Annotated in this window: 19 protein-coding genes and 1 pseudogene; 9 read left to right on the forward strand and 11 right to left on the reverse strand. The window is 64.3% G+C overall.

The window, feature by feature from the left end; translation table 11 throughout:
* The first annotated feature begins 63 nt into the window (after positions 1 to 63).
* Entirely contained in the window at positions 64 to 1,248 is a 1,185-nt protein-coding gene (locus AB7245_RS23640; protein WP_085398991.1) for a UbiH/UbiF family hydroxylase, read from the forward strand.
* 6 nt (positions 1,249 to 1,254) lie between these two features.
* Here AB7245_RS23640 and AB7245_RS23645 read toward each other — a convergent pair whose 3' ends face one another.
* Positions 1,255 to 2,208, reverse strand: a complete 954-nt coding sequence (locus tag AB7245_RS23645) for an AEC family transporter (RefSeq protein ID WP_283016531.1) — start codon at positions 2,206 to 2,208, stop codon at positions 1,255 to 1,257.
* A 106-nt stretch (positions 2,209 to 2,314) separates the two neighbouring features.
* Here AB7245_RS23645 and hspQ point away from each other — a divergent pair, with 106 nt between their 5' ends.
* Positions 2,315 to 2,647 carry a heat shock protein HspQ gene (hspQ, locus tag AB7245_RS23650; RefSeq protein ID WP_014495177.1) on the forward strand — a complete coding sequence of 111 codons (333 nt, stop codon included), beginning with the start codon at positions 2,315 to 2,317 and terminating at the stop codon, positions 2,645 to 2,647.
* Between the two features lie 97 nt (positions 2,648 to 2,744).
* On the opposite strand, the gene AB7245_RS23655 is transcribed toward hspQ, so the two are convergent.
* Complete coding sequence (locus AB7245_RS23655; protein WP_063983219.1) at positions 2,745 to 3,569, reverse strand: invasion associated locus B family protein; 825 nt, start codon at positions 3,567 to 3,569, stop codon at positions 2,745 to 2,747.
* A gap of 272 nt (positions 3,570 to 3,841) precedes the next feature.
* Here AB7245_RS23655 and AB7245_RS23660 point away from each other — a divergent pair, with 272 nt between their 5' ends.
* From AB7245_RS23660 to AB7245_RS23670, 3 genes and pseudogenes are all read left to right on the forward strand, one after another.
* Positions 3,842 to 5,689 carry an extracellular solute-binding protein gene (locus tag AB7245_RS23660; protein ID WP_085398192.1) on the forward strand — a complete coding sequence of 616 codons (1,848 nt, stop codon included), beginning with the start codon at positions 3,842 to 3,844 and terminating at the stop codon, positions 5,687 to 5,689.
* A gap of 4 nt (positions 5,690 to 5,693) precedes the next feature.
* A complete protein-coding gene (locus AB7245_RS23665) occupies positions 5,694 to 7,196 on the forward strand; it encodes an AMP-binding protein (protein WP_085398193.1) in 1,503 nt (500 codons plus the stop codon).
* Between the two features lie 69 nt (positions 7,197 to 7,265).
* A pseudogene (locus tag AB7245_RS23670) lies at positions 7,266 to 8,143 on the forward strand (IS1595 family transposase).
* 48 nt (positions 8,144 to 8,191) lie between these two features.
* Here the strand turns inward: AB7245_RS23670 and AB7245_RS23675 are convergent.
* Positions 8,192 to 9,805: a hypothetical protein gene (locus tag AB7245_RS23675; protein ID WP_085404737.1), complete on the reverse strand. Its 1,614-nt coding sequence runs from the start codon at positions 9,803 to 9,805 to the stop codon at positions 8,192 to 8,194.
* Between the two features lie 167 nt (positions 9,806 to 9,972).
* Between AB7245_RS23675 and AB7245_RS23680 the strand changes: the two genes are divergently transcribed.
* Positions 9,973 to 11,196, forward strand: a complete 1,224-nt coding sequence (locus AB7245_RS23680; protein ID WP_085404736.1) for a hypothetical protein — start codon at positions 9,973 to 9,975, stop codon at positions 11,194 to 11,196.
* Between the two features lie 55 nt (positions 11,197 to 11,251).
* Here AB7245_RS23680 and AB7245_RS23685 read toward each other — a convergent pair whose 3' ends face one another.
* The 3 genes from AB7245_RS23685 to AB7245_RS23695 all read right to left on the reverse strand — a co-directional run bounded on the left by AB7245_RS23685 (position 11,252) and on the right by AB7245_RS23695 (position 16,484).
* Positions 11,252 to 12,382, reverse strand: coding sequence for an acyl-CoA desaturase (locus AB7245_RS23685; RefSeq protein WP_085404759.1), 1,131 nt, complete (start codon positions 12,380 to 12,382; stop codon positions 11,252 to 11,254).
* Between the two features lie 296 nt (positions 12,383 to 12,678).
* Positions 12,679 to 16,197 (reverse strand): transcription-repair coupling factor, encoded by a 3,519-nt coding sequence (mfd, locus tag AB7245_RS23690; RefSeq protein ID WP_085404735.1) that lies wholly within the window; start codon positions 16,195 to 16,197, stop codon positions 12,679 to 12,681.
* A complete protein-coding gene (locus tag AB7245_RS23695; protein WP_028147879.1) occupies positions 16,194 to 16,484 on the reverse strand; it encodes a succinate dehydrogenase assembly factor 2 in 291 nt (96 codons plus the stop codon). The genes mfd and AB7245_RS23695 overlap by 4 nt, the downstream gene beginning before the upstream one ends.
* Before the next feature lie 186 nt (positions 16,485 to 16,670).
* On the opposite strand from AB7245_RS23695, the gene recG reads away from it, so the two are divergent.
* A complete protein-coding gene (gene recG, locus AB7245_RS23700) occupies positions 16,671 to 18,779 on the forward strand; it encodes an ATP-dependent DNA helicase RecG (protein ID WP_085404734.1) in 2,109 nt (702 codons plus the stop codon).
* Here the strand turns inward: recG and panE are convergent.
* Entirely contained in the window at positions 18,776 to 19,705 is a 930-nt protein-coding gene (gene panE, locus AB7245_RS23705) for a 2-dehydropantoate 2-reductase (RefSeq protein WP_354078887.1), read from the reverse strand. The two genes, recG and panE, sit on opposite strands and share 4 nt — an antisense overlap.
* Before the next feature lie 216 nt (positions 19,706 to 19,921).
* Here panE and AB7245_RS23710 point away from each other — a divergent pair, with 216 nt between their 5' ends.
* On the forward strand, positions 19,922 to 20,443 hold the full coding sequence (locus tag AB7245_RS23710) for an AAA family ATPase (protein WP_085404732.1): 522 nt from the start codon (positions 19,922 to 19,924) through the stop codon (positions 20,441 to 20,443).
* A gap of 28 nt (positions 20,444 to 20,471) precedes the next feature.
* On the opposite strand, the gene AB7245_RS23715 is transcribed toward AB7245_RS23710, so the two are convergent.
* The 3 genes from AB7245_RS23715 to glmS form a co-directional block, all read right to left on the reverse strand.
* Entirely contained in the window at positions 20,472 to 21,329 is an 858-nt protein-coding gene (locus AB7245_RS23715) for an NAD(P)-dependent oxidoreductase (RefSeq protein WP_038955477.1), read from the reverse strand.
* A gap of 105 nt (positions 21,330 to 21,434) precedes the next feature.
* Positions 21,435 to 22,205, reverse strand: a complete 771-nt coding sequence (locus tag AB7245_RS23720) for a DUF502 domain-containing protein (RefSeq protein WP_028147884.1) — start codon at positions 22,203 to 22,205, stop codon at positions 21,435 to 21,437.
* Between the two features lie 89 nt (positions 22,206 to 22,294).
* Positions 22,295 to 24,121 carry a glutamine--fructose-6-phosphate transaminase (isomerizing) gene (gene glmS / locus AB7245_RS23725; protein WP_063983209.1) on the reverse strand — a complete coding sequence of 609 codons (1,827 nt, stop codon included), beginning with the start codon at positions 24,119 to 24,121 and terminating at the stop codon, positions 22,295 to 22,297.
* Between the two features lie 219 nt (positions 24,122 to 24,340).
* Between glmS and AB7245_RS23730 the strand changes: the two genes are divergently transcribed.
* Positions 24,341 to 24,559 (forward strand): hypothetical protein, encoded by a 219-nt coding sequence (locus AB7245_RS23730; RefSeq protein ID WP_085404731.1) that lies wholly within the window; start codon positions 24,341 to 24,343, stop codon positions 24,557 to 24,559.
* A gap of 9 nt (positions 24,560 to 24,568) precedes the next feature.
* Here AB7245_RS23730 and AB7245_RS23735 read toward each other — a convergent pair whose 3' ends face one another.
* Positions 24,569 to 24,754, reverse strand: a complete 186-nt coding sequence (locus AB7245_RS23735) for a hypothetical protein (protein ID WP_144030846.1) — start codon at positions 24,752 to 24,754, stop codon at positions 24,569 to 24,571.
* Positions 24,755 to 24,756: the final 2 nt, after the last annotated feature.

Consider the following 24,756-nt stretch of genomic DNA (forward strand, 5'->3'; position numbering starts at 1 on the left):
CCACAAAATCAAGGAAATATAGCCGGGCTTGAATTTGCCGCGCAGCATGTCAATTGTCGTTCCATGACAGATGCATCGACACTCCATGACGCGGCCGTGATCGGCGGCGGACCGGCGGGACTGGCGGCCGCCATCGCACTGGCGCAGGCCGGCGCGCGGACCGCGCTGGTGGCGCGGCGCATGCCCTACGCCGACAACCGCACCACCGCCCTGCTCGGCGCCTCCATCGATCTCCTGGAGAGCCTCGACGTCTGGCCGCGCTGCAAGGGCAAGGCGGCCGCGCTCGAAATCATGCGCCTCGTCGACGACACCGGCCGGCTGTTCCGGGCGCCGGAGGTCCGGTTCTCCTGCCACGAAATCGCGCTCGACGCCTTCGGCTACAATATCGACAACCGCTCGCTGATGCTGGCGATGGAAGAACGCGCGGCCGAGTTGCCCAACCTCGTCCGTTGCGATGACGAGGCCGAAAGCGTCGTCATCGAAGCCGACGACGTCGCGATCCGCACGGCGTCCGCTCAATTCCTCACGGCCCAGCTCGTGGTCGGCGCCGACGGCCGGCACTCGCTGTGCCGGGAAGCCGCCGGCATCGCGGTGACGCGACGCGACCTGACGCAGACCGCGCTGACCTTCAACGTCGGCCACGCGCGCCCGCATCGCAACGTCTCGACCGAGTTCCACACGCCGCATGGCCCTTGCGTGTTCGTGCCCCTGCCCGGCGACCGCTCCAGCATCGTCTGGGTCTCGGCCCCCGCCGAGGCCGAGCGGCTTCGCGGATTGAGCGACGCGGAGCTGTCCGCCGCGATCGAGAAGCAGTCGCATTCCATTTTGGGACGCATGACGGTCGAGCCGGGCCGCAACCTATTCCCGCTGGCGATCGAACGTCCAAAATCCTTCGGGCGCGACCGCATCGCGCTGGTCGGCGAAGCCGCCCATGTGGTCCCGCCGATCGGCGCCCAGGGCCTCAACCTTGGTCTGCGCGATGCCGCTGACATCGCCAGGCTCGCGGGCGAAGCCATCGCCGCGGGCCAGGATCCCGGCGCACCCGACGTGCTCAAGCGCTACGACCGGGCGCGGCGTCCGGACATTCTGAGCCGCACGTTTGCGATCGACATCGCCAACCGCTCCCTGCTCAACGATTTCCTGCCGCTCCAGCCGGTCCGCGCGGTCGGCATGCACCTGCTCGGCGCCATCGGCCCGCTGCGGCGCTTCGCCATGCGCGAGGGCCTGACCCCGACGTGGCGGCGGTAGGCTCGCTTACGGAAACGCCAGCCGGCCGGTCTGGATCGCCCACATCACGCCGGTCAGCGTGACCACCGACGCGAAGGTCCCGAGCAGCACCGCGACAGAGGCGGATTCGATCCACGCGTCGTTCTGCCGCGCGATCACGAACACGTTGAGCGCCGGCGGCAGCGAGGCCATCAGCACGGCGGTCGCGGCCCAGGGCTGCGCGAACGGTCCGAACGCCAGCATCAGGCCGAACGCGGCGAGCGGGTGAATCAAGAGCTTCACGGCGATCACGCCCGGCACCTCCCACGGCACCCGGTTGAACGGGCGGAGCGCCACGGTCACGCCGAGCACGAACAGCGCGGTCGGTGCGGCTGCGTTCTGAAGGAACGTGATGGTGCGATCGAGTGCGACCGGTAGCTCGATATGAAGCGCCGCCACGGCCGCGCCAAAGCAGGCCGACATGATCAGCGGGTTGAGCACGATCTGTTTCAGCACGACGCCGAAGGCATGGACCAGCGAGGGATGGTCGCGGTCGGAGAGCTCGATCAGCAGCGGCACGATCGTGAACAGGAAGATGCTGTCGCAGCAGAAGATCAGCGCGGTCGGCGCCGAGGCCTTCGGTCCAAGCACGGCGAGCGCCAGCCCCGGCCCCATGTAGCCGATATTGCCATAGCCGCCGGAGAGGCCCGCAAGCGTCGCCTCGCGCAGCGTCAGCCGTCCCAAAACCTTGCCGACGACCAGCGCCAGGGTGAACGCCGCAACCGTGGACAGCGTGGTCGCGACCAGGAACGGCGGGTTGTTCAATTCCGCAAACGGCGTCTTCGACATGATCGCGAACAGCAGCGCCGGCAGCGACACGTAGAGCAGGAAGAAGTTCATCCAGGCGAGGCCTGATTCCGGCAGCGACTTGGCCTTGCCGCAAGCGAATCCAACAAAGATCAAGCCGAAATAAGGTAGCGCCAGATTGAGGATATCGACCATTGATGAAGTGTTTTCTGAAGATTTGGGGGCCATCTGCCCCTTAGCCGAAGGTCAATTACAGATCAGGGCACTAGCATCGGCCACAATCCTGGTCTATCGACGGGGAATGATTAAAGCGAGGACCGCCAAATTCCAGATCGGACAGGTCGTTCGCCACCGGATCTTCTCGTTCCGGGGGGTGATCTTCGACATCGATCCGGAATTCAACAACACCGAGGAGTGGTGGCTGTCGATTCCCGAAGAGGTGCGGCCTCACAAGGACCAGCCGTTCTACCACCTGCTTGCGGAGAACGCGGAGTCGGAATACGTCGCCTATGTCTCCGAGCAGAACCTGGTGCCTGACGATTCCGGCGAGCCGATCCGCCATTCCCAGGTCGCCGAGATTTTCATCAAGGACAAGACCGGCGGCTATCGCCCGCGCAATCCGTCGCTGAACTGAGCCAGCCGCGCTTGAAGTGAGTTTTGCCGCCATCAAGCGGCCAGCAAAAAAGGCGCTCGAACCGAGCGCCTTTTTCATGTCCGGGATTTGAGCCCGCTTACTTCTGACCGGTCGGAGCCGCGCCGGGCGCGCCACCGTTCTGCTCGAGCTTCTTGCGCTGCTCGTCGGCCTTCTTCTGAAGCTCTTCCTGAAGCTTCTTCTGGGTTTCCTCGAACACCTTCGGATCGGTCGGCGGACCGTCATAGGCCTTCTGGAATTCGCCGGCGAGCGGCAGCGGCAGCGTCAAGGGCGCACCGTTCGCATTGATCGCCTGGACAACGAGGTTCTGGCCCTTCTTCATGTTGCCGATGAGCTCGGGCGTGGCCTCGTAGTCGGACATGCAGCCATTCTGGAAGCAGATCACGTAGGGGCTCTGCAACGGCGCATTGTTGTCCACGATGATGCGGGTGCCGTGCACGAGCTGCATGCCGAGCGGCAGCGTCACGCGCAGGATCTTCTTGGGCTCACCTTCCGGCTCGATGATCACGGCCGCGATGACCGGCTGGCCCGACTCGATGCGGCCGTCCTTGCCGGTGAAGCAGACCTGCTTGGCGTTGGCGTCCTGGCCCTTGAGGCAGAACTTGGTCCAGGGGGCGTAGATCAGCTGGATCTGCTGATCGGCCGGCTGGGCCGCGGCGCCCTGCTGCGCCGGAGCGCCCTGCGCGGGAGCCGGCTGGGCGGGAGCCTGGGCAGCCGGCGCCGGAGCCTTGGGGGCAGCCTTCGGAGCAGCTTTCGGGGCCGCCTTGGGCGCGGCGGGGGCACCGGGGGCCGGCGCCGGGGTCTGGGCCTCAGCGGCAAACGGAACGGCCAATGCCGTCGCCGTCAACAAGGCGAGAAGTCGCCCGCGCGGCCGGACGGACGCGGCCAAGTAACGGAAATTCATTGCGGAAAACCCTTTCTGAACGGGAAGTGCCCGAACCGCTCCGAAGCGACGAACCTGGCCGCGTTGGGCGCGGCTCTCTCCCCGTCAATTGAGGCGGATAAGTGACGGGCTCGACGCTCTTGCGCGATTGCGTGCCTTCTTAACGTGGCCGACGAAAAGATCAATGCCGACAAGCGTCTTTGACCACGCCTTGAACCGCTCCCTGGCCTGCGATCCGTGAAATTCCTTGTGATAGGATTCAGGCCCGCAGGTCCTCGAATCAACGTGTGCCGATGTCCATGTTCCAGCGCCTTCTCGAGGGCCTTCGTGAGGGCCTTGGCACCCGCCTCTGTCTTCTCGCCTTCGTCGTCGCCTCCGCGCTCTCCGCAAGCGGCGCACGGGCTGGGGAAGCCCATGCCATCGCGATGCACGGCAAGCCGGCGATGCCGGCCGATTTCACCCACATGCCCTACGCCAATCCTGATGCCCCCAAGGGCGGCCGGCTCACCTGGGGCATTCTCGGCACCTTCGACAGCCTCAATCCCTTCATCGTCAAGGGATTGGCCGTGCAGCCGGTGCGGAACTATGTGGTCGAGAGCCTGCTCGCACGCGGCAATGACGAGGCGTTCACGCTCTACGGCCTGCTCGCCAGATCGGTCGAGACCGATGACGCGCGGAGCTTTGTCACGTTCCGCCTCGATCCCCGCGCCCGCTTCTCCGACGGCAAGCCGGTCCTGGCGGAGGATGTGCTGTTCTCCTGGCAGCTGCTGCGCGATCACGGCCGCCCCAACCATCGGCAATATTACGCTAAGGTCGCCAAGGCCGAGGCGCCTGACCCTCTCACCGTCCACTTCGACCTGGCTGGCGCCAACGACCGGGAATTGCCGCTGATCCTCGGCCTGATGCCGATCCTGCCGAAGCATGCCGTGGATGTCGCGACCTTCGAGGAGACGACGCTGACCGGCCCGATCGGCTCGGGCCCGTATCGGATCACGGCGGTGAAGCCCGGCGCCAGCGTGACCTTGACCCGTAATCCCGACTATTGGGGCCGCGACCTGCCCATCAATCGCGGGCTCTACAATTTCGACGAGATCAGGCTCGACTATTTTCGCGAGGCCAACGGCCAGTTCGAAGCCTTCAAGCGCGGCCTCTATGATTTCCGCGTCGAGCACGAGCCGCTGCGCTGGCACGACGGTTACGACTTTCCAGCCGCCAAAAGCGGCGAAGTGATCCGCGACACCATCAAGCCCGGCGTGCCGCAGCCTTCCGAATTCCTGGTGTTCAACACGCGCCGTCCGATCTTCGCCGACATCCGCGTGCGCCGGGCACTGACGCTGCTGTTCGATTTCGAGCTGGTCAACCGCAACTACTTCTTCGGACTCTATTCGCGCGTTGCCGGCTATTTCGCCGGCTCCGACCTGTCGGCCTATGGCCGGCCTGCGGATGCGCGCGAGCAAGAGCTGCTGAAGCCCTTCGCCGCGCAGATCCCGCCCGACGTCATGGACGGCAGCTACCGCCTGCCCGTCACCGACGGCTCGGGGCGCGACCGGACGACGCTGCGCGCGGCACTCAAGCTCCTGTCAGACGCCGGCTACGATCTCGACGGCACCGTGCTGCGTAACCGCGCGACAAAAGCCCCCTTCACCTTCGAGATGCTGGTGACGACCCGCGACCAGGAGCGCATCGCGCTCGCGTTCCAGCGCGACCTCAAGCGCGCCGGCATCGAGCCGAGCGTTCGCGCGGTCGATCCCGTGCAGTTCGACCAGCGCCGGCTCGCTTACGAGTTCGACATGATCCAGAACCGCTGGGACCAGTCGCTGTCGCCCGGCAACGAGCAGTATTTCTATTGGGGGAGCGCGGCCGCTGACAATCCGGGCACCCGCAACTACATGGGCGCCAAAGATCCCGCCGTCGATGCCATGATCGACGCTCTCCTCGAGGCCCGTGATCACACGGCCTTCGTCTCGGCGGTGCGGGCGCTCGACCGCGCCCTGATCTCCGGTTTCTATACAATCCCCCTGTTTAACGTATCCGAGCAATGGATCGCGCGCTGGAATCGGATAGAACGGCCAAAGGCCACCGCGCTGTCCGGATACCTGCCGGAGACCTGGTGGTCGAAGGGGCAGCCGCAAGCGAAGTGACGCCGTGAATCAGCCAGCCGTATCGCCGACGCTCGACACGCTGTTTCAGCGCACGCTGATGCGGCAACCGCACGCGCCCGCTTTGCTTGATCCCCTCAACAAGGCTCGCGTGACCGGCCACCAGCCGCGGCGGATGACCTACGCCGAGGCCAACACCGCCATCGAGGCCCTGTCGGCGCATTTCGTCGAATCGGGCCTGCCGGCCAATTCCGTTATCGCGATCCAGCTGCCTGCTACGGTCGAGTTCGTGCTGACAGTGCTCGCCGCACATCGCGCCGGGCTCGTCGTCGCCGTGCTGCCGCTGCTCTGGCGCCATGCGGAACTGACCGCCGCGCTGAACCGCACCGCGGCGCGCGCCATCGTCACCATGAGCAAGGTCGACGGCGTCAGCTATTCCGACCTCGCAATGCATGCCGCCGCGGAGGCCTTCTCGATCCGTTACGTCTGCGGTTTCGGCGCCGACCTGCCCGAGGGCATGGCCTCGCTCGACGACGTGCTGGCCCGCCCGCCGGGCACCACGCGCGCCGTGATCCAGGACGGCCGCAAGGCGGCGATGATCTCCTTCGACGTCACCGCGGAAGGCTTTCGCCCGGTGCCGCGGCCGCATTTCAGCCTGATCGCCGGCGGGCTCGCGATGTCGCTGGAAGCCGACATCAAGCAGGGCGCGACCGTGATGGCGGCGTTCACGCCGATGTCGTTCGCGGGCCTCGCCTCCTCGCTCGCGGTGTGGCTGCTCTGCGGCGGCACGCTGGCGCTGCATCATCCCTTCGAGAACGACGTGCTGGAACAGCAGATCAACGAGCACGAATGCGAGGTGCTGATCGCCCCGGCGCAGCTCGCGCTGCGGCTCGGCGATGCCGATCTCGCGGCGCGGATGCCGAGCTTGCGCAACGTCATCGGCCTCTGGCGCGCCCCCGAGCAGGTGGCGGCGAGCGATGCCTGGATCGCGCCGCATGCACCGCTGACCGACGTCTATCTGTTCGGTGAGGCCGGGCTGTTCGGCGCCCGCCGCAGCGAGGACGGCATGCCGGTTGCGGTGATGCCCGGACCGCACGGCGCCCCGCGCGAGCAATCCGGTTCCTCCATCGCCGGCGAGATCCTGCTGACGCCCAGGGGCACGCTCGGCCTGCGCGGAGCGATGGTGCCGATCGCGGCCTACGCGCCGCCGCAGCCGGTCGGCGACACCCTGACGGCGCAGCCGCCGCGCGATTATGTCGACACCGGCTATGCCGCGCGGCTCGACCGTCCGAGCGGCGCGATCTGCATCACCGCGCCGCCCTCCGGCATCATGGCCGTCGGCGGCTACCGCTTCCTGTCCAACGATCTCCAGGAATGGGCGCGCCGGCTCGGCCAGGGCGCCCTGCTCACCGCGCTGCCCGACCGGCTCTCGGGTCACCGGCTCGCAGGACGGGCGCAAGACAATGGCCGCGCCCGCGAAGCGCTCAATGAACTCGGGCTTAACCCCCTGATGGTCGAGGCTTTTCGCGACCGCTCCGGGCCGGCCTAAGCGTATCCCCTCTGGACATGTAGAACATTCTCCGGTAGAGTACATATATTCTCCGGAGAGGCGGACCACATGGCCCAGAAACTGAGCAAAATTCGCGAGTTTCTGAAGCGCTTCCCGGACGAGGATAGCTGCCTGACCCACCTGATGCGGACCCGGTTTGGCGAGCGGTTTACCTGTTTCAAGTGTCAGAAAGAGGCAACCTATTACCGCGTGAAGGCGCGCCGCTCATTCGAGTGCGAGCACTGCGGCTATCAGGTCTATCCGACCGCTGGCACACCGTTTGAGAAGACGCGCACCGGCCTCCGTGACTGGTTCTACGTCATGTTCCTGTTCTGCGAGACGCGGAACGGCGTGGCCGCGAAGGAAGTCGAACGTCAGCTAGGCGTGACCTACAAGACGGCTTGGCGCATGTGCCACCTGATCCGCCTGTACATGGGCTACGTTGATGGCGACGCGCCGATGGGCGGCCCCGGCAAGACGGTCGAAGTGGACGAGACATTCATTGGCGGCAAGGACAAGCAGGGCAAGGACGACAAGGCGATTGTCATGGGCATCGTCGAGCGCGGTGGCGATGTCGTTACCCGCGTCGCGCAGGCGCGCACCGAGGCTCACATCGTCCCGCATGTCGTGCGGTTCGTTAAGCAAGGCTTCCCCGTCCATACGGATGAGGCGTCAAACTTCAAGCTGCTGAAGAGAAGTACGGTTACGATCATGAAGCCGTGGATCGCTCGGCCAAGGAATACGTGCGCGGCGACGTGCACGCCAACTCAATCGAATCGTTCTGGTCTCAAGTGAAACGCGGGATCAACGGGGCTTACGTTTGGGTTTCGAAGAAGCACTTGCAGCTTTACCTTCGCGAGTTCGAGTATCGCCATAACTTGCGGAAGCAGCCGATGCTGATGTTCGTGCTTTTGCTACAGGCTTTTCCCCGGGCACTCGTTGAGTGATCATCGCTTGCAAGAGTTGGTCAAAGCGTTTTTCTTTCGGTGCGTGCTTCACTTTAACTCCCTTCTCGCTTGTTCGATGATTTCCAACCTTTGGCTTAGCCAAGCAGCAAACCTGTCCCGTGAAACTCCAAACGTCATGCGAGAACCTTGCACAAGCCGCAGTAGATCGTTTCTGCCGCTATTGTCGGCTGCATCTCGCATCTTCATCCATGCAGTAAGCCCATTGTGAAACTCGTTTGCTCCTATTTGGAATTCCGTAAACGGTTCTTTTGGGAAAAGGACCCCGTTCAATTCTACGCGGAATTCCCTTTCTTTATCAATCAACCCGTCATATAGCGCTTTGTGCATCTCGACAGTCAAATTTCGAATGTCGTCCATTCGCTGAATTTCAGGGGCGATATCCGTATCGGCGCGCTCCCAATAGGAGTGGTTCAGAGCAATCTCAGACTTCTTTAGTATTTCATCGCCCATCGTATGGATCGAAGTTGATATAGTTCTGAGTTTCTGGCCCAAGTCTTCTTTTTCATCTTTGAGATAGCCGCCCTCACGCAAGATCGATGATCTTGCGGAATCCCGTGGCGGGATAGCCGGTGAGGCTGTCTTTGCTTTCTCCAGTTCATTCGTCTTTTCTTCAAGGGCCTGCTTGATCTTTACGATCTCTGAAGCCGAGGCGTCCTGCTCTCTTGAGCCAGGTATAATCTCGAATGAATTATAATCGTCACGCTGCTTGGAGATGACCTCTTTTTTTGAACGAGCCCATTGCGCGAATAATGAAACTGCTTGCCGCCAATTTTTGAAGGCTTCGTGGCTCTCGATAAATCCAGTCATGTCGGCCGGCGCATCTGGCAGACGGTTCAATAAATCTGCAAACACGCCTGTCTGCGCGATGATAGGTGTGAATGTCCAGTCGGTTAGATCTTGAACATCTTTCAGGGAGCCGTATTTTTTTAGGATTGCATCAAGCTCAGCAAACGCTGTGTTTATCTGGTCCCTTGATGCCGCCAGTTTTCTTGCAAGAGATTTCGGGCCAGAATCCCTAGTTTCCTTGTCCCAAGTAATATTGAGTTTGTTTTGGGTGTCATACGCCGGATCAATCTTGCTGTGGATGCAGTCATAGATTTCGTCGAGGGCTTTTTGACGAATTTGCAGATCGTAACCCGTGATGGTTTTTCGCGGTGACGACGAGAGGGGCAGTTGCGCCGGAGATGTATGTGTGGTTGCAGGCGAGTCATGGGACATCGGCTGATCAGATCGCTTGGGTTGCCCCCTTTGCGTCTGCCAAACAACACCTCCTAGGGCGATTGCCAGGCCCAGGAATATAACGTGGTAGGGTTCCACTCTCCGCATCCATGCTTGCAGCCGGTCCGCCGCACTAATAGCAGAAAAGTGGTTCCCTTCCGAAATCTTGGCCAGTTCCTCTTTGAGAGGGCGCGCGATGAAGTAGTGGACAAGCCATAAGGCGAGGGCCGCGAGCGCAAAGGGGATGGTCCAATTGAACACCGTCGTCGCGCTCGGTGACGTGACGCCTAGCAATTCTGCGAGCCTATCGTCGCCCCAGCCTATCACGGCGTTGTCCACGAGCTTGATAACGAGCTTAAGTGCAAGAGTGAGCAGCACCTGTGCTGCCCCCCAGATCGCCCACGCCCTAATCCCTTGTGGCATTCGCACGTCTCCCACAGCCCTCTAGGGCTGGTTGTGGCAGACGAATATGTACCTGATCTAGTGTACATGTTCAAAGGGTATATACTTGGTTTCGCCCCATCCATTGACGCAGCATTAAGGCAACCGAACTAGATTGCGCAGCATCTGTTGCGTGATCAGAGTTTGCGATGTCCCAGGCGGGCCCGATCCTGTTTGTGTCCAACGCCCAGCGGCCGCCTTTCATTGCGGCCCTGGACGAGGCCCGTCTGTTTCCCGTCGTCGACGCCGACTGGGCCAGCGCGGCGCGCGCGGTCGAGCAGGTGCAGCCGGCCGCGGTTCTCGCCGCGATGCATGCCGGGCACGAGCCCCATCTGGCGACGCTCGCCAGGAAGATCGCGGACCAATCGCCCTACCTGCCGTTCGTGGCACTCGATGCTGCGGGCACGCTGCCGCAGAACGCCCTGCCGTTCTCCTCGCGCGGCGGCAATTCCGACCGTCTCGTCGCGCGGCTCCGCGCCGCGCTGCGCGTACGCACTCTCCATGCGACGGTTCTGCGCCGGCTGCCGGACGCGAAAGTCGGGTTGCCGGAGGGGGATCCGGTACGCGATGCAACGGTGCTCCTGATCGGCCGCGGCGCGGCCTATCCTGCGCTCTCCGTCGCGTTCGGCGAACGCGTCGGGGTCGTCGGCGCGCTCTCGATCGAGGCTGCGGCCAAGCATCTCAACACCCGCGATATCGATGGCGTCGTGCTCGCCGAAGGTTTTACCGCGCGCGTCACCGACGCCTTCCTCACGGTGCTCGCCGAAGACACCCGATTCCGCAGCCTGCCCGTGGTCGTCACCGCGCACCAGCTCGCGCAGACGTACGACCTGCCCAATCTCGAGCTGATCCCGGGCGAGCCGGCGAAGGTCGCCGCCAACGCGCTGCCGCTGATCCGCCAGCACGCGATGGAAGCGCAACTGAGCCGCACGCTGCGTTCGATCGATGCCGGCGGCTGGCTCGATCCGCGCAGCGGCCTGCTTACGGTGGAAGCTTTTGCCCGCGATTTCGCCAAGGCGGTCGAGCAGGCTCTTGCCCGCGGCGGCGGCCTCTCCGTGGCGCGCTTCGCCTTCGAGCCCGGCAATTCCCGCGCCCAGCTCGACGCCGCACGGATCCTGAGCCGCCTGATGCGGCAGATGGATTTTGGCGTGGCGCAGAAAGACGGTTCCGTCATCGTCGTGTTCGCCGAGACCGACTTCCGCACCGCCCACATGATCGCCCGCCGCCTGTCGGCGGTGATGCGGCACACCTCCAATGGCAAGCACGAGATGCGCAGCGATCCCGTCGTCAGCGTGGACTCGCTGTCGCCGTCGGATACGGCGCGGTCACTGCTCGGGCGGCTCTCAGCCGACGCGTCGCGCGCGGCGTCGTAGTCGCGCGTCAGCAATCCCTGATCTCGTGCGCGCCCCTCGTACGGGGAACGTCACGCTAACCGCCGCCATTCGTGCTCGATTTCGGGGCGGTCGCCAGAGCGGGAGTGGCCAGGAGAAAGCCAACAGTCTCGTTCAGGAGCTCGTGGGCCCGGTCGACGATGTCGTCCAGCGACATCGTCTTTGCGAACATGCGCTGCGCTTCGGCCAGCAACTGGTCGCGAGTCGGCATGCTGGACAGACGCAAATCGGCACGCTGTTGCAACAGAATGATCGCGTCCCGGACCGACAATTCGGTCTCATGGATCGACGTCTTGATCGCCTGTGCGATGTGTTCAGGATTGAAGCGAGCGGCGAGCTGCTCGGCCGCTTGCTTGATCGCGCGTGATCCCAACCGATGCTCATTGCGCAGGACCTGCTTGGGCGGCATCTTCAGATCCCGGACAATCCCGAGCCAGGACAAGGCCACCAGGATATAATAGGTGAGATCAATCTCGTACCAGTGGAAGCCCTGTCGAGCACTGGCCTGATAGGCGTGGTGATTGTTGTGCCACCCCTCACCCATCGTGACGAGAGCGAGCAGCCAGTTGTTACGGGAATCGTCGCCGGTCACATACCGCCTGCGGCCGTGAACATGTGCGAGGGAGTTGATGCAGAACGTGCCGTGATACACGAGCACCGTGCTCCAGAGGAAGCCGACCACGAGCCCTGACCACCCCGCAATGAGGAAGCAGAGGCCCGCGAGCACGAATGCCGGCAGAAGCTCCAGTTTGTGCAGCCACATCAACTCGGGATACGACGCCAGATCCGATACTTTCACCAGGTCGGTTGCATCGTGCTGCCGGTAGAAGATCCAGCCGAGATGACTGTAGAGGAAGCCCTTGTGCCGGGGCGAATGCACATCCTGCGCCGTATCCGAGTGAAGATGATGATGGCGATGTTTGGCAGCCCACCAGAGGACGCTTTTCTGAGCGCTGCTCTGGGCCAGGAAGGCCAGGATGAACTGAAACACCCGGCTGGTCGCGTAAGCCCGATGCGAGAAATACCGGTGATAGCCGGCGGTGATCGCAAACATGCGCAACCAGTACAGAACCGCGCAAATGGTAACGGCTTGCCACGAGACGCCCGACCAGATCGCCGCGACGCATCCCGCGTGGACCAATATGAACGGCAGGACCTGCGGATACATGACGTCGTCGTGTTCGTCACCGTGTTCCTGGCCTGAATCGATATTGATAGACACGCTCGCGACCTCAGAAGTTTCAATGGGCGGGGCAGCCCCGCTTTGCGGTACAAAAAACCCGCGGCCGGTAAACCAGTCGCGGGTCACACGAATCAGGTTATCAGTCGGGCACGCAATCAGCGGCGAGGCCAAATCGTCGGCCGAACTCGACGAATCGAACATGGCTGTCGTTCGATCATTCCGCAAGTGGCCATATGCCGCTGTCTTGTATCCAAGTACCGCTCCGGTGGCGCTCGGAACAATTACGCCGCCTTCTTGCTCTGCGCGAGCTGTGCAAGCTGCCGCATGATCTCCGTGGTGCCGGCGAGACGCTCTTCCGGCGTCTCCCAGTCTTGCAGGAACACCACCTTCATGTCGGGCCGCACCTTGGCGGCCTGGCCGTAGCTGCGGATGAACGACACCAGGCGATCGGGGTGGGCGAACGAATTGTCGCGGAAGGCGATGACCGCGCCCTTCGGGCCGGCGTCGATCTTCCCGACATTGGCCGTGCGGCAGAACGCCTTGATCGCAGCGACCTTGAACAGATAGCGCACCTCGTCCGGCAGCACGCCGAAACGGTCGCGCATCTCCGCGCCAAAGTTCTCGATCTCCTCCTCGGTGTCGAGATCGGCGAGCCGCCGGTACAGCGACAGCCGCACCGAGAGGTCGCCGACATAGTCTTCCGGAATGAGCACGGGCATGCCGATGGTGATCGAGGGCGACCAGCGGTCGGCGGCGGGCTCGGACACGCCGGCCTTGAGGTTGACGATCGCCTCCTCCAGCATCGACTGGTAGAGCTCGAAGCCGACCTCCTTGATGTGGCCGGACTGCTCCTCGCCGAGCAGGTTGCCGGCGCCGCGGATGTCGAGGTCGTGCGAGGCGAGCTGGAAGCCCGCGCCCAGCGTCTCCAGCGATTGCAGCACGGTGAGCCGGCGCTCGGCCTGCGCGGTGATCTTCTGCTGCGCCGGCAGCGTGAACAGCGCGTAGGCCCGCAGCTTGGAGCGGCCGACGCGGCCGCGGAGCTGATACAGCTGCGCCAGACCGAACATGTCGGCACGGTGCACGATCAGAGTGTTGGCGTTGGGAATGTCGAGGCCGGATTCCACGATGGTGGTCGACAGCAGGATGTCGAACTTGCCGTCGTAGAAGGCGGTCATTATGTCTTCGATCACCGCGGGCGGCATCTGGCCGTGCGCGACCGCGACCTTCATCTCCGGCACGTTCTTGTCGAGGAAGTCCTTGACCTCGGCGAGGTCGTCGATGCGCGGCACCACGTAGAACGCCTGGCCGCCGCGATAGCGTTCGCGCAGCAGCGCCTCGCGGATCATCAACGGATCGTGCGGGGCGACGAAGGTGCGCACCGCGAGGCGGTCGACCGGCGGCGATGCGATGATCGAGAGCTCGCGGACGCCGGTCAACGCCAGTTGCAGCGTGCGCGGGATCGGCGTCGCCGACAGCGTCAGCACGTGCACCTCGGAGCGAAGCGCCTTCAGCCGTTCCTTGTGGGTGACGCCAAAATGCTGCTCCTCGTCGACAATGACGAGGCCGAGATCGCGGAACTTGATCGCCTTGCCGAGCAGCGCGTGGGTGCCGACGACGATGTCGACCGAGCCGTCGGCAATGCCCTTCTTGACCAGGTTCAGCTCTTTGGTCGGGACCAGGCGCGAGGCCTGCGCCACATTCACTGGAAAGCCCTTGAAGCGGTCGGTGAAGGTCTTGTGGTGCTGGCGGGCGAGCAGCGTGGTCGGCACCACGACCGCGACCTGCTTGCCTTCGAGCGCGACGGCAAAAGCCGCGCGCAAGGCCACCTCGGTCTTGCCGAAGCCGACGTCGCCGCAGATCAGCCGGTCCATCGGACGCCCGAGCTCGAGGTCCTTCAAGGTCGATTCGATGGCGCCGAGCTGGTCTTCGGTCTCGTCGTAGGGGAAGCGCGCGCAGAACTCGTCGTAAAGGCCCGGCTGCACCGGCAGCTTTGGCGCCTCGTGCAAATGGCGCGCGGCGGCGATCTTGATCAGCTCGCCCGCAATCTCGCGGATGCGGTTCTTGAGTTTGGCCTTGCGGGTCTGCCAGCCGCTTCCGCCCAGACGATCCAGCTCGACCGTGGTCTGGTCGGAGCCGTAGCGCGACAACAGCTCGATGTTCTCGACCGGCAGAAACAGTTTTGCGTCGGCGGCGTAATGCAGCTCAAGACAGTCATGCGGCGCGCCGGCGACGTCGAGGGTTTGCAAGCCGATGAAGCGGCCGATGCCGTGGTCGGCATGGACGACGATGTCGCCGGCGGCAAGGCTCGTCACCTCCGAGATGAAATTGTCGAGCTTGCGGCTCGCCTTGCGCGGCCGCACCAGGCGGTCGCCCAGAATATCCTGCTCGCTGATCAACGCGATCTCGTCGGTCTCGAAGCCGCTTTCGAGGCCGAGCACGGCGAGCATGGTCTCGTTGCGCGGGGTCGCCTGCACCGTCCGCCAGGCGTTGACGCTGGTGGTGTGGGTCAGCTTGTGGTCGCGCAGCATCGAGGTCATGCGGTCGCGCGATCCCTCGCTCCAGAGAGCGATCACGACCTTCTTGCGCTGGGCATGCAGCGCCATCACGTGGCTGACGACGGACTCGAACACGTTGACGGTGGCGTCATTGCGTTCGGGTGCGAAGTCGCGGCCCTTGCGCGCGCCGGCATCGACGATCGTCGCACCATCGGCCGGAACCGAAAACTGCGTCAGCCGCACCAGCGACATCTCGCTTTCGCGCCTGGTCCATTCCTCGTCGGTGAGATAGAGCCTGTCGGGCGGCAGCGGCTTGTAGATGGCACCGCCGCCGGGATGCTCCATCGCATCGCGGCGGGCTTCGTAGTAATCCTGGATCTGCTTGAAACGCTCGCGGACGGCGTCCTCGGCCTGCGGCTCGATCGCTATGGCTGCGCCCTGCAGATAGTCGAACAGCGTGTCCATCCGGTCCTGGAACAGCGGCAGCCAGTGCTCCATGCCGGGATGGCGGCGGCCCTCGCTGACGGCCTCGTACAGCGCGTCGTCGCGCTCGGGCGCGCCGAACTCGGCGACATAGCCCATGCGGAAACGGCGGATGGTGTCGGTGACGAGCTGGAATTCCGAGATCGGCACGAGGTCGAGCGAGCGCATGTCGAGCATCGTGCGCTGGGTCTCGGCGTCGAAGGAGCGGATCGATTCCAGGCTGTCGCCGAAGAAGTCGAAGCGGACCGGCTGGTCGAGGCCGGCCGGAAACAGATCCAGGATACCGCCGCGCACGGCATATTCGCCGGGCTCGCGCACGGTCGAGGAGCGGTTGTAGCCGTTGTGCTCGAGCCAGGCGATGATGGTGTCCATCGGCACCACGTTGCCCGGCGCAACCGACAGTGCCTGCGCGGCGACGAGTTCGCGCGCAGGGACGCGCTGCACAATTGCGTTCACCGTGGTCAGCACGATCAGCGGCTTGTCGCTGCCGGTCAGCGGCGCAAGCCGCGCCAGTGTGGTCAGGCGCTGCGCCAGGATGCCGCCATGCGGCGAGACGCGGTCATAGGGCTGGCAGTCCCAGGCCGGAAAGGTCAGCACCGGCAAATCGGGCGCGAAGAATTGCAGCGCGCGCTCGAGCTGCTGCATTCGCCCGCCGTCGCGGCAGACCACGGCGAGGCTGACGGCCGGTTTCTTCGGCCGCGCGGCGATGGCGCGGGCGAGATCGGAGATGACGAGGCCCTCGGCGCCCTCGGCAACATTGGCAAGCGTCAGCGCGCGGCCGGGCGTAAGCAGCTCGGCCGGCGACTTTATCCCCTGTTTCATAAATCGCCGTCCGTAATCGGGAACGCCTTGATGCGGGCAAACAGCGCGCCGGTGACATCAGCTGGCAGCACCTTGTCACCGGTGATGGCGGCATAGAGATCGGGATCGGACTCTTCGAGCAGGGTCTCGAGCTCGGTCAGCTCGTCGTCGGACAGATTGCCGATCTCGGCATCCGCGAAGCGGCCCAGGATCAGGTCCATCTCGCGCGTGCCGCGGTGCCAGCAGCGGAACAGAAGCCGCTTGCGGCGATCGTCCAGCCCGTTGCTCGATCGTGTCGTTCCCGTCATGTCTCAGATCCAGTCAAACGCAGAAAGCCCGGACGTGCCGGGCCGGGGTGATATAGCCACTCGGACCGCCCCTGTCAGCCCTCGATTTGGCATGGCTCGCTGCCCGCGTGGGCGCCGCGAAAAAAGCCGTGGATGCCCGCCATAAAGCCGGGCATGACGGGCCGAAACGATCCTAGATTCGCTCTCATGCGCCCCAGCCTGCTCAATCCGCTGTTTGCTCCCGTGACCAGCCTGCCCGGCGTCGGTCCGAAGCAGGACAAGCTGCTGCAGTACCTGCTCAGCCGCAATGAGACGCCGCGCCTGGTTGACCTGCTGCTGCATTTGCCGAGCCAGGTCATCGACCGCCGTGCGCGGCCAAAGATCCGCGACGCCGTCCAGGGAACCATGGTGACGCTGGAGGTCACCGTCGATCGCCATCGTCCGCCTCCGCCGCGCAACGCCCGCGCGCCCTATCTCGTCTATGCCAGCGACGACACCGGCGACGTCGTGCTGACCTTCTTCCGCGCCAAGCCCGGCTATGTCGAAAAGCTGCTGCCGATGGGCGAGAAGCGCTACGTCTCGGGCACGCTGCAGATGTATGACGGCATCCCGCAGATCGTGCATCCCGACCGCGTGCTCGACGAGGAGGCGATCGCAAAACTCTCCGGCATCGATCCGGTCTATCCGCTGACCACCGGTCTGGCACTCGGCTCGCTCCGCCGCGCGGTCGCGCAAGCGCTGCAGAAGCTGCCGGCCCTGCCGGAATGGATCAGCCCGGAGGTGATGCGCCGCTGCAGTTTTCCGACGGTCACCGAGGCGCTCAGCCGCGTGCACCAGCCGGTCGAGCTGACAGACATCCTGCCCGAAAAACCCTACTGGTCGCGCCTCGCCTTCGACGAGCTCTTGGCCGGCCAGCTCGCGCTGGCCCTGATCCGCGCCCAATTGCGCCGCCCCGCCGGCGTCCGCAACGCCGGCGACGGTCACTTGCGCAACAAGATCATCGAAGCCCTGCCCTATGCCCTGACCCCGTCCCAGCGCAACGCCGCCGCCGCCATCGCCGAGGATCTGAAACAACCCGTGCGCATGCTGCGCCTGCTTCAGGGCGATGTCGGCTCGGGCAAGACCGTGGTGGCGCTGCTGGCGGCCGCCGCCGTCGCCGAGGTCGGCAAGCAGGCCGCGCTGATGGCGCCGACGGAAATTTTGGCGCGGCAGCACATCAAGACCATCGCCCCGCTCGCGGAGCGCGCAGGGCTGCGCGTGGCCATCCTCACCGGCCGCGAGAAAGGCAAGGAACGGCGCGAGCTGTTGGCGCAACTCGAAGCCGGCGAGATCAATCTCCTCGTCGGCACCCATGCGCTGATCCAGGACGACGTGATCTTCAACGATCTCGCCCTGGCCGTCGTCGACGAGCAGCATCGTTTCGGTGTGCGCGAGCGCCTCGCGCTGACCTCGAAGGGCGCCGCCGTCGACGTGCTGGTGCTGAGTGCGACGCCGATCCCGCGCACGCTGGTGCTGACCTATTTCGGCGACATGGACATCTCCGAGTTGCGAGAGAAGCCCGCCGGCCGCCAGCCGATCGAGACGCGCACCATATCGATGAGCCGCCTCAATGAGGTCACGGACAGCATCGGCCGGGCCCTGGAGGCAGGCAAGCTGGTCTACTGGATCTGCCCGCTGGTCGAGGAATCCGAGGCCGAAGGCACCGAGCACCTGACCAATGCGACCAAACGCTTCGAGAGCTTGCAAAAGCGTTTCGGCGACCGCGTCGGCCTCGTCCACGGCCAGATGAAGGGCACCGAGAAGGACCGCGTGATGGGCCAGTTCGCCGCCCATGAGATCGGGCTTCTAGTTGCGACCACCGTCGTCGAGGTCGGCGTCGACGTGCCGGCCGCGACCATCATGGTGATCGAGAACGCCGAACGTTTCGGACTGGCCCAGTTGCACCAGCTCCGCGGCCGCATCGGGCGCGGCTCGGAAGCCTCGACCTGCCTCCTTCTCTACTCGGAGCCGCTTGGCGAGATGTCGAAGGCACGCCTGAAGGTCATCCGCGAGACCACCGACGGTTTTCGCATCGCCGAGGAAGATTTGAAGCTGCGCGGCGAAGGCGATGTGCTCGGCGTGCGCCAGAGCGGCCTGCCGGGCTACCGCATCGCGCGGTCGGAGGTGCACGGCCAGCTCATCACCCAGGCTAGAGACGAGGCGCTGCGGATCCTGAAGGACGATCCGAAGCTGAAGGGCGAGCGCGGCGAGGCGCTACGGTGCCTGCTGTATCTCTACGAGCGGGACGAGGCGATCCCGCTGATCGGGGCGGGTTAGCCTGCTGCTCTTCGGCGTCCGACCTCATAAGCCGCCACATGCGCGCGGGCCAGATCCAGCAGCGGCGTATCGATACCGAGCGTGCGGGCGCGATTGGCCATATCGCCCAGGATATGCTCCGCTTCGGTAACCGAACCACGCTCGATATCGCGCAGCATCGAAGCCTTGAGCGGCGAGTCCAGGGTGGTGAACAGTTTCCGGTCGAACTCGATGAACGGGGCGCGTGGCTCAAAACCCGACGCCGTTGCAACGGCACAGCATTCCGCGAACAGCCGGAAAATGGACTGCTCGCCGTTCGGCACCGCCAGGATGTCGCCGATACTTGCGCGCATCAGGCAAGTGATGCCGGCGAGCGTGCTGAGCTGGACGAACTTTTCCCACATGTCCTGCATGATCGCTTCGCTGGCGCGCACGTCGATGCCGGGGACATGGAGCAATGTTTCCAGCGCGAGCGCACGCTCGCTCAGCGCCCCGTTGGTCTCGCCGAAGACGATGGTCTGATTGGCCATGAACTGAACGACACGACCATCCGCGTCGAGCCCGGCGCTGACATTCGCCAGGCCGCCGAGGACGCGCGCAGCACCGAACTTCGCGGTCAAGGTGTCGATATGTTTCAACCCGTTGAGTATCGGCAGAATCATCGTGTTGGCGCCAACGGCCGGGGCAAACTGGGCCATCGCATCGTCGAGCGAGTAGGATTTCACCCCGACCAGCACGACGTCGAACGTCTCCTTGAGATCGTTAGCCAGGACGATCTTCGGCTGCACGGCAAAGTCGCCATGCGGGCTCACGACCTGCAATCCATTCCGCCGCAATTGCTCGGCACGCTTCGCTCGCACCAGAAAGGTCACGTCGCCGCCCGCTCGGACCAGGCGAGCTCCGTAATAGCCTCCAAGCGCGCCTGCGCCGATCACCAGCACTCTCATTCGAACTCCGATTGCATCCATCTGTCTCCGCAGAAACCATAGCAGACGGGGCGTGCGGCGTCTCCTCCCCGTCATTGCGAGCGCAGCGAAGCAATCCAGAATCTTCCCACGGAGACAGGCTGGATTGCTTCGCTGCGTTCGCAATGACGAAGTGGATAGAGCCGCTTCAGAAGACTCACCCTTTCGCCGCGGTCGACTTTATGAAACCTTGCGCTCATGCGCAGGGTCATCGTCGTCGGTTCTCAGGGAAGCGGAAAGACGAGCCTCTCCCGAAGTCTCGGGCGGAAGCTTGGACTGCCCGTGGTGCATCTCGACGTGCTCTACTGGCGGCCGGGATGGAAGCCATCCGACAAGGCCAGCTTCCGTCTACGCGTCGCGGAGGAGATCGCGGGCGACGCATGGGTCATCGACGGCAGCTTCTCGGGGCTCGCCTTCGATCTCACGCTTGCGCGTGCCGACACCCTGGTCGTCATCGACCGCCCGCGCTGGCTCTGCCAGTGGCGCATTCTCTGGCGCTCCGCGTTCGATCGCGACACGACGCGACCCGATCTGCCCGAGGGATGTCCGGAACAGTTCGACTGGAAACTGATGAAGGAGGCGTGGCGCTACGACACCGAGCGCGTGCCCGTCATCGAGGCCGAGCGCCTTCAATATGGCCCCGATGTCCCGGTCGTGCGCCTGAGACGCGACCGGGACATCCAGGGTTTTCTGGAGTCGGTTTCAGTGCACGGCGAGTGATCCATCGCCGTGACTTCAGACTGGACGGTCAGGCCTTCTTCTGCGCGACACGCGCTGCGAACGCCTTCAGCAGTGCCGCATCCACCGCTTCGCCATTCGCGTCCGCGGCGAGGTGCTCGAACCAGCGTGCAAAGCCTTCGTAGATCTGGCTCGCCGGATGGTCGGGCCCGAGGAAACCCGAGATCTCCCGCATCTCCGCGACCCAGCGATAGGCCTTCGGGATCATGTCCGGCAGCGCGACTTCGAGCCGGGCCAGGACCGCGGGCTGGCTCAGCGCGAGCTCGTCGCGCAGCGCATCGGCCGCGCCCGCTTTCGTGGCCGCGACCACCATGGCCGAGCCGATGCCGGCCAGGCCCTTGACGATACCTGCATAGGACATCTTCAGCGCGGAGGCCGCGCCGACGGGTCCCTCGACAATCCGCACGTCGAGCCCGAGATCCTTCAGCACCGCGAGATCCCCAGCGTACTCGCCGGACAGGTAGAAAGCCGGGCTCTTGCCGCCGGGCTGCGGCGGGAAGCCGATGATGCCGCCATCGACGAACGGCGCCTGCGCCGAGCCGATGATCTCCTCGATTCTTTGCACGGTATCGACATTGACCGCGTTGCAGTCGACGACGATGGGCTTCTTCTCGCGCCGGACGATCAGCGCCGCCAGGCGTTCGGCCAAAGCCACGGCTTCGCCCGGCGGCACGATCGAAAGGATGATGTCGGCCTCCGCGATCGCGTCGTCCTCGGCGCCGATCATGCCGGCGTCAGCGGCGCGCTTTTGCGTCGCCTCGCTACGCCCCTTCAACGACGTCAGCACGCGCGCACCGTTTTCGCCGAGGCGGCGGGCTACGGCGCTGCCCATGGCGCCGGGCGCGAGAATCGCAATGGTCTTCGTCATCATGCACTCCAGGTCGAATTCCGAGCGAGGCGCTCAATTCAACCGGAAGACTAGCAGAGGACGAAAGTGCTTGCGTGAATGCGGCCATCCGAAACGGGAATGGCCCTACTCCACCTTCGCGGGCTGGGGCTGGAGCGCGGACGCGTTGGCAATGCGCGCGGCGTTCGCCATGCCCGCGAGCGCGGCGGCCTTCTTCGGGTCGGGCGCCGAGCCCGGCTGCACAACGCCGGCCGACATGATCAGCGTCGCGGCATCCTCGGTGCTCATGTCGACCTCGACGATCTTGCTCTTGGGCACGTAGAAGAAGAAGCCTGTGGTCGGGTTCGGCGAGCACGGCAGGAACACCGAGACGTGCTCCTCCTGCCCCGGCAGGCTGCGCGCGACCTCTTCATTCGGCGACTGCGAGATCAGCACGATCGACCACATGCCCGGCGACGGAAACTCGACCAGGCCGACTTTGCGGAAGCTCGAGCCCTTGCCCGAGAACAGCGTCTCGAACACCTGCTTCAGGCCGCGATAGATGGCGCGCACCGCCGGAATCCGGCCGAGGAAGGTCTCGCCGATATCGACCAGCGTCCGGCCGATCAGGTTGGCCGCGAGGAAGCCGACCAGCGTCAGCGTGAAGAATGCGACAATCAGTCCCCAACCTGGAACGACATACGGCAGATAGGTTTCGGGCCGGTAGGCCAGCGGCACGAACGGCCGCACCACGCCGTCAACCCAGGTGACGAACCACCAGACCAGATACAGCGTAATGGCAATTGGCCCCGTCACGACGAGGCCGGTCAGAAAATAATTGCGGAAGCGGCCCATCAGGCCGGTATGCGGTTCCGGGATGGGATCAAGCGGCGCAGGCGCGTCGTCGCGGGGGGTCATTCGGGTTCCAGGTCGGTCGCTGCACTCAAGCTAGGGTCTTCTAGCAGGTTTTGGAAGACTACCTAGCGCTCCGGCCTGATCCCTTCTGCCTATTCCACGGTCACCGATTTCGCGAGGTTGCGCGGCTGGTCGACGTCGGTGCCCATGATGACCGCTGTATGATAGGCGAGCAGCTGCACGGGGACGGCATAGACCATCGGCGTGAACGCGGCCGCCATGTCGGGCATGACGATGGTGACGAGGGACTCGACGGTCGCCTCCTCCGCGCCCTTTGCGTCCGTCATCAAGATGATCCTGCCGCCGCGGGCGGCAACCTCCTGCATGTTGGAGACGGTCTTTTCGAACACGCGGTCATAGGGCGCGATGACGACGACCGGCATGGTCTCGTCGATCAGCGCGATCGGCCCGTGCTTCAGCTCGCCGGCGGCATAGCCCTCGGCATGGATATAGGAGATCTCCTTCAGCTTCAGCGCGCCTTCGAGCGCGAGCGGGAAGCTGGTGCCGCGGCCGAGATAGAGCACGTCGCGCGATTTGGCGATCTCACGCGCCAGCTTCTCGATCTGGAGCTCGGTGGTGAGCGCGTCCGACATCAGGCGCGGGATCTCGACGAGGCCATGAACGAGCTTGGTCTCGTCCTCGTCGGACAATTCGCCGCGGGCCTTGCCGGCCGCGATCGCAAGATTTGCCAGCACCATGAGCTGGCAGGTGAAGGCCTTGGTCGAGGCGACGCCGATCTCGGGGCCGGCCAGCGTCTGCAGCACGGTCTCGCTCTCGCGCGCGATCGTCGAGGTCGGCACGTTGACGACGGCCACCGTGTGCACGCCCTCGGCCTTGGCGTAGCGCAGCGCGGCCAGCGTGTCGGCGGTCTCGCCCGACTGCGAGATGAAGATGGCGAGATCGCCCTTGCGCAAGGGCGCCTCGCGGTAGCGGAATTCGGAGGCAACATCGACCTCGACCGGCACGCGCGCAAAGCGTTCGAACCAGTATTTCGCGACGAAGCCGGCATAGCTCGCGGTGCCGCAGGCGGTGATGTTGATGCGCTGGATGCTCTTGAAGTCGAACGGCAGCTTGACCGGCAGCGAGACGCGCTCGGTTGCCATGTCGACATAGCGCGCCAGCGTGTGGCCGACCACTTCCGGCTGCTCGTGAATTTCCTTCGCCATGAAGTGGCGGTAATTGGCCTTGTCGACCAGCGAGGTCGAGGCGGCATGCTTGATCTTCTCGCGCTGGACGGCGTGGCCGTCCTTGTCGAAGACCGTGGCGCCCTTGCGCGTCAGCACGACCCAGTCGCCGTCTTCGAGATAGCTGATCGTGTCGGTGAAGGGGCCGAGCGCGATGGCGTCGGAGCCGAGATACATCTCGCCGTCGCCATATCCGATCGCGAGCGGCGGGCCATTGCGGGCGCCGATCATGAGATCGTCGTCACCGGCGAAGATGAAGCCGAGCGCGAAGGCGCCGCGCAGCCGCGCCAGCGTCAGCTTCACCGCTTCCACGGGCTTGTTGCCGCGCGTGAGCAGATCGTCCACGAGATGCAGCACGATCTCGGTGTCGGTCTCGGTGTGGAACACCGTGCCCTTTTTCTCGAGCTCCTCGCGCAGCTCGCGGAAATTCTCGATGATGCCGTTGTGGACCACGGCAACGCGTTCGGTCGCGTGCGGATGGGCATTGTTGACGGTCGGCTTGCCGTGGGTGGCCCAGCGGGTGTGGCCGATGCCGGTCGTGCCTTTGAGCGGCTCGGCCTCGAGACGCTTCTCCAGGTTCTTCAGCTTGCCCTCGGCGCGGCGGCGCGCGAGATGCTTGCCTTCGAGCGTGGCGACGCCCGCGGAGTCGTAGCCGCGATATTCAAGACGTTTGAGCGAATCCACCAATTGCTCTGCAACCGGCGTGCGCCCGAGAATGCCGACAATCCCGCACATGCGGATCAATATCCCCCAAATCGTCGAAAAATCGCCTAAACGATCCGCTCGGTCTTTAGCGAAGTTCCTAAGGAACCAGATACTCAATAATTATTGCTGATTGAGACAGCACCGTTTCGCATCCGGCTTCGACTGCGTCGAATTGGCCGGCCTTAAACCGCGCGCATTAACTTGTTGTCAATAAGTTTGACCAACGATTCCCGACCAGGGAGTAAGGTCATGAAAAGCTCGTCCGGCCGCAAAGGCCTGTCATCGATGTACGCCCACGCCAGCGAGACCACTGGCACGCACCTTGCGCATTGGCCGCCGCCCCAGCGCGGCAAGGAAAGCAAGCCCGTCTTCGTCAAGCACACCGCCGGAGAACCTGCGAAACGCGCCAAGCCGCGCGGCTGGCGCCTGACGCGCGCGATCTTCTCGGAATTCTCCGACGACGAATAGCGGCGCGCCTTACCACCCCAGCATCACGGCCCAGACGAGGGAAATGAGGAGCGCCCAGAACGCCAGCCCGATGACGAGGGCCAAAATCTCGGGCGGATCGTACTCGTTCACTTCCCGCAGCAGCAGTCGCTCCATCCCCGTGACGAATGTGTCGATCAGAAAACCAGTCAGATCGCGCACAAAGCGAGAGGACACCG

Source organism: Bradyrhizobium sp. 604_D8_N2_3 (assembly GCF_051810765.1).
Taxonomy (GTDB): Bacteria; Pseudomonadota; Alphaproteobacteria; order Rhizobiales; family Xanthobacteraceae; genus Bradyrhizobium; species Bradyrhizobium barranii.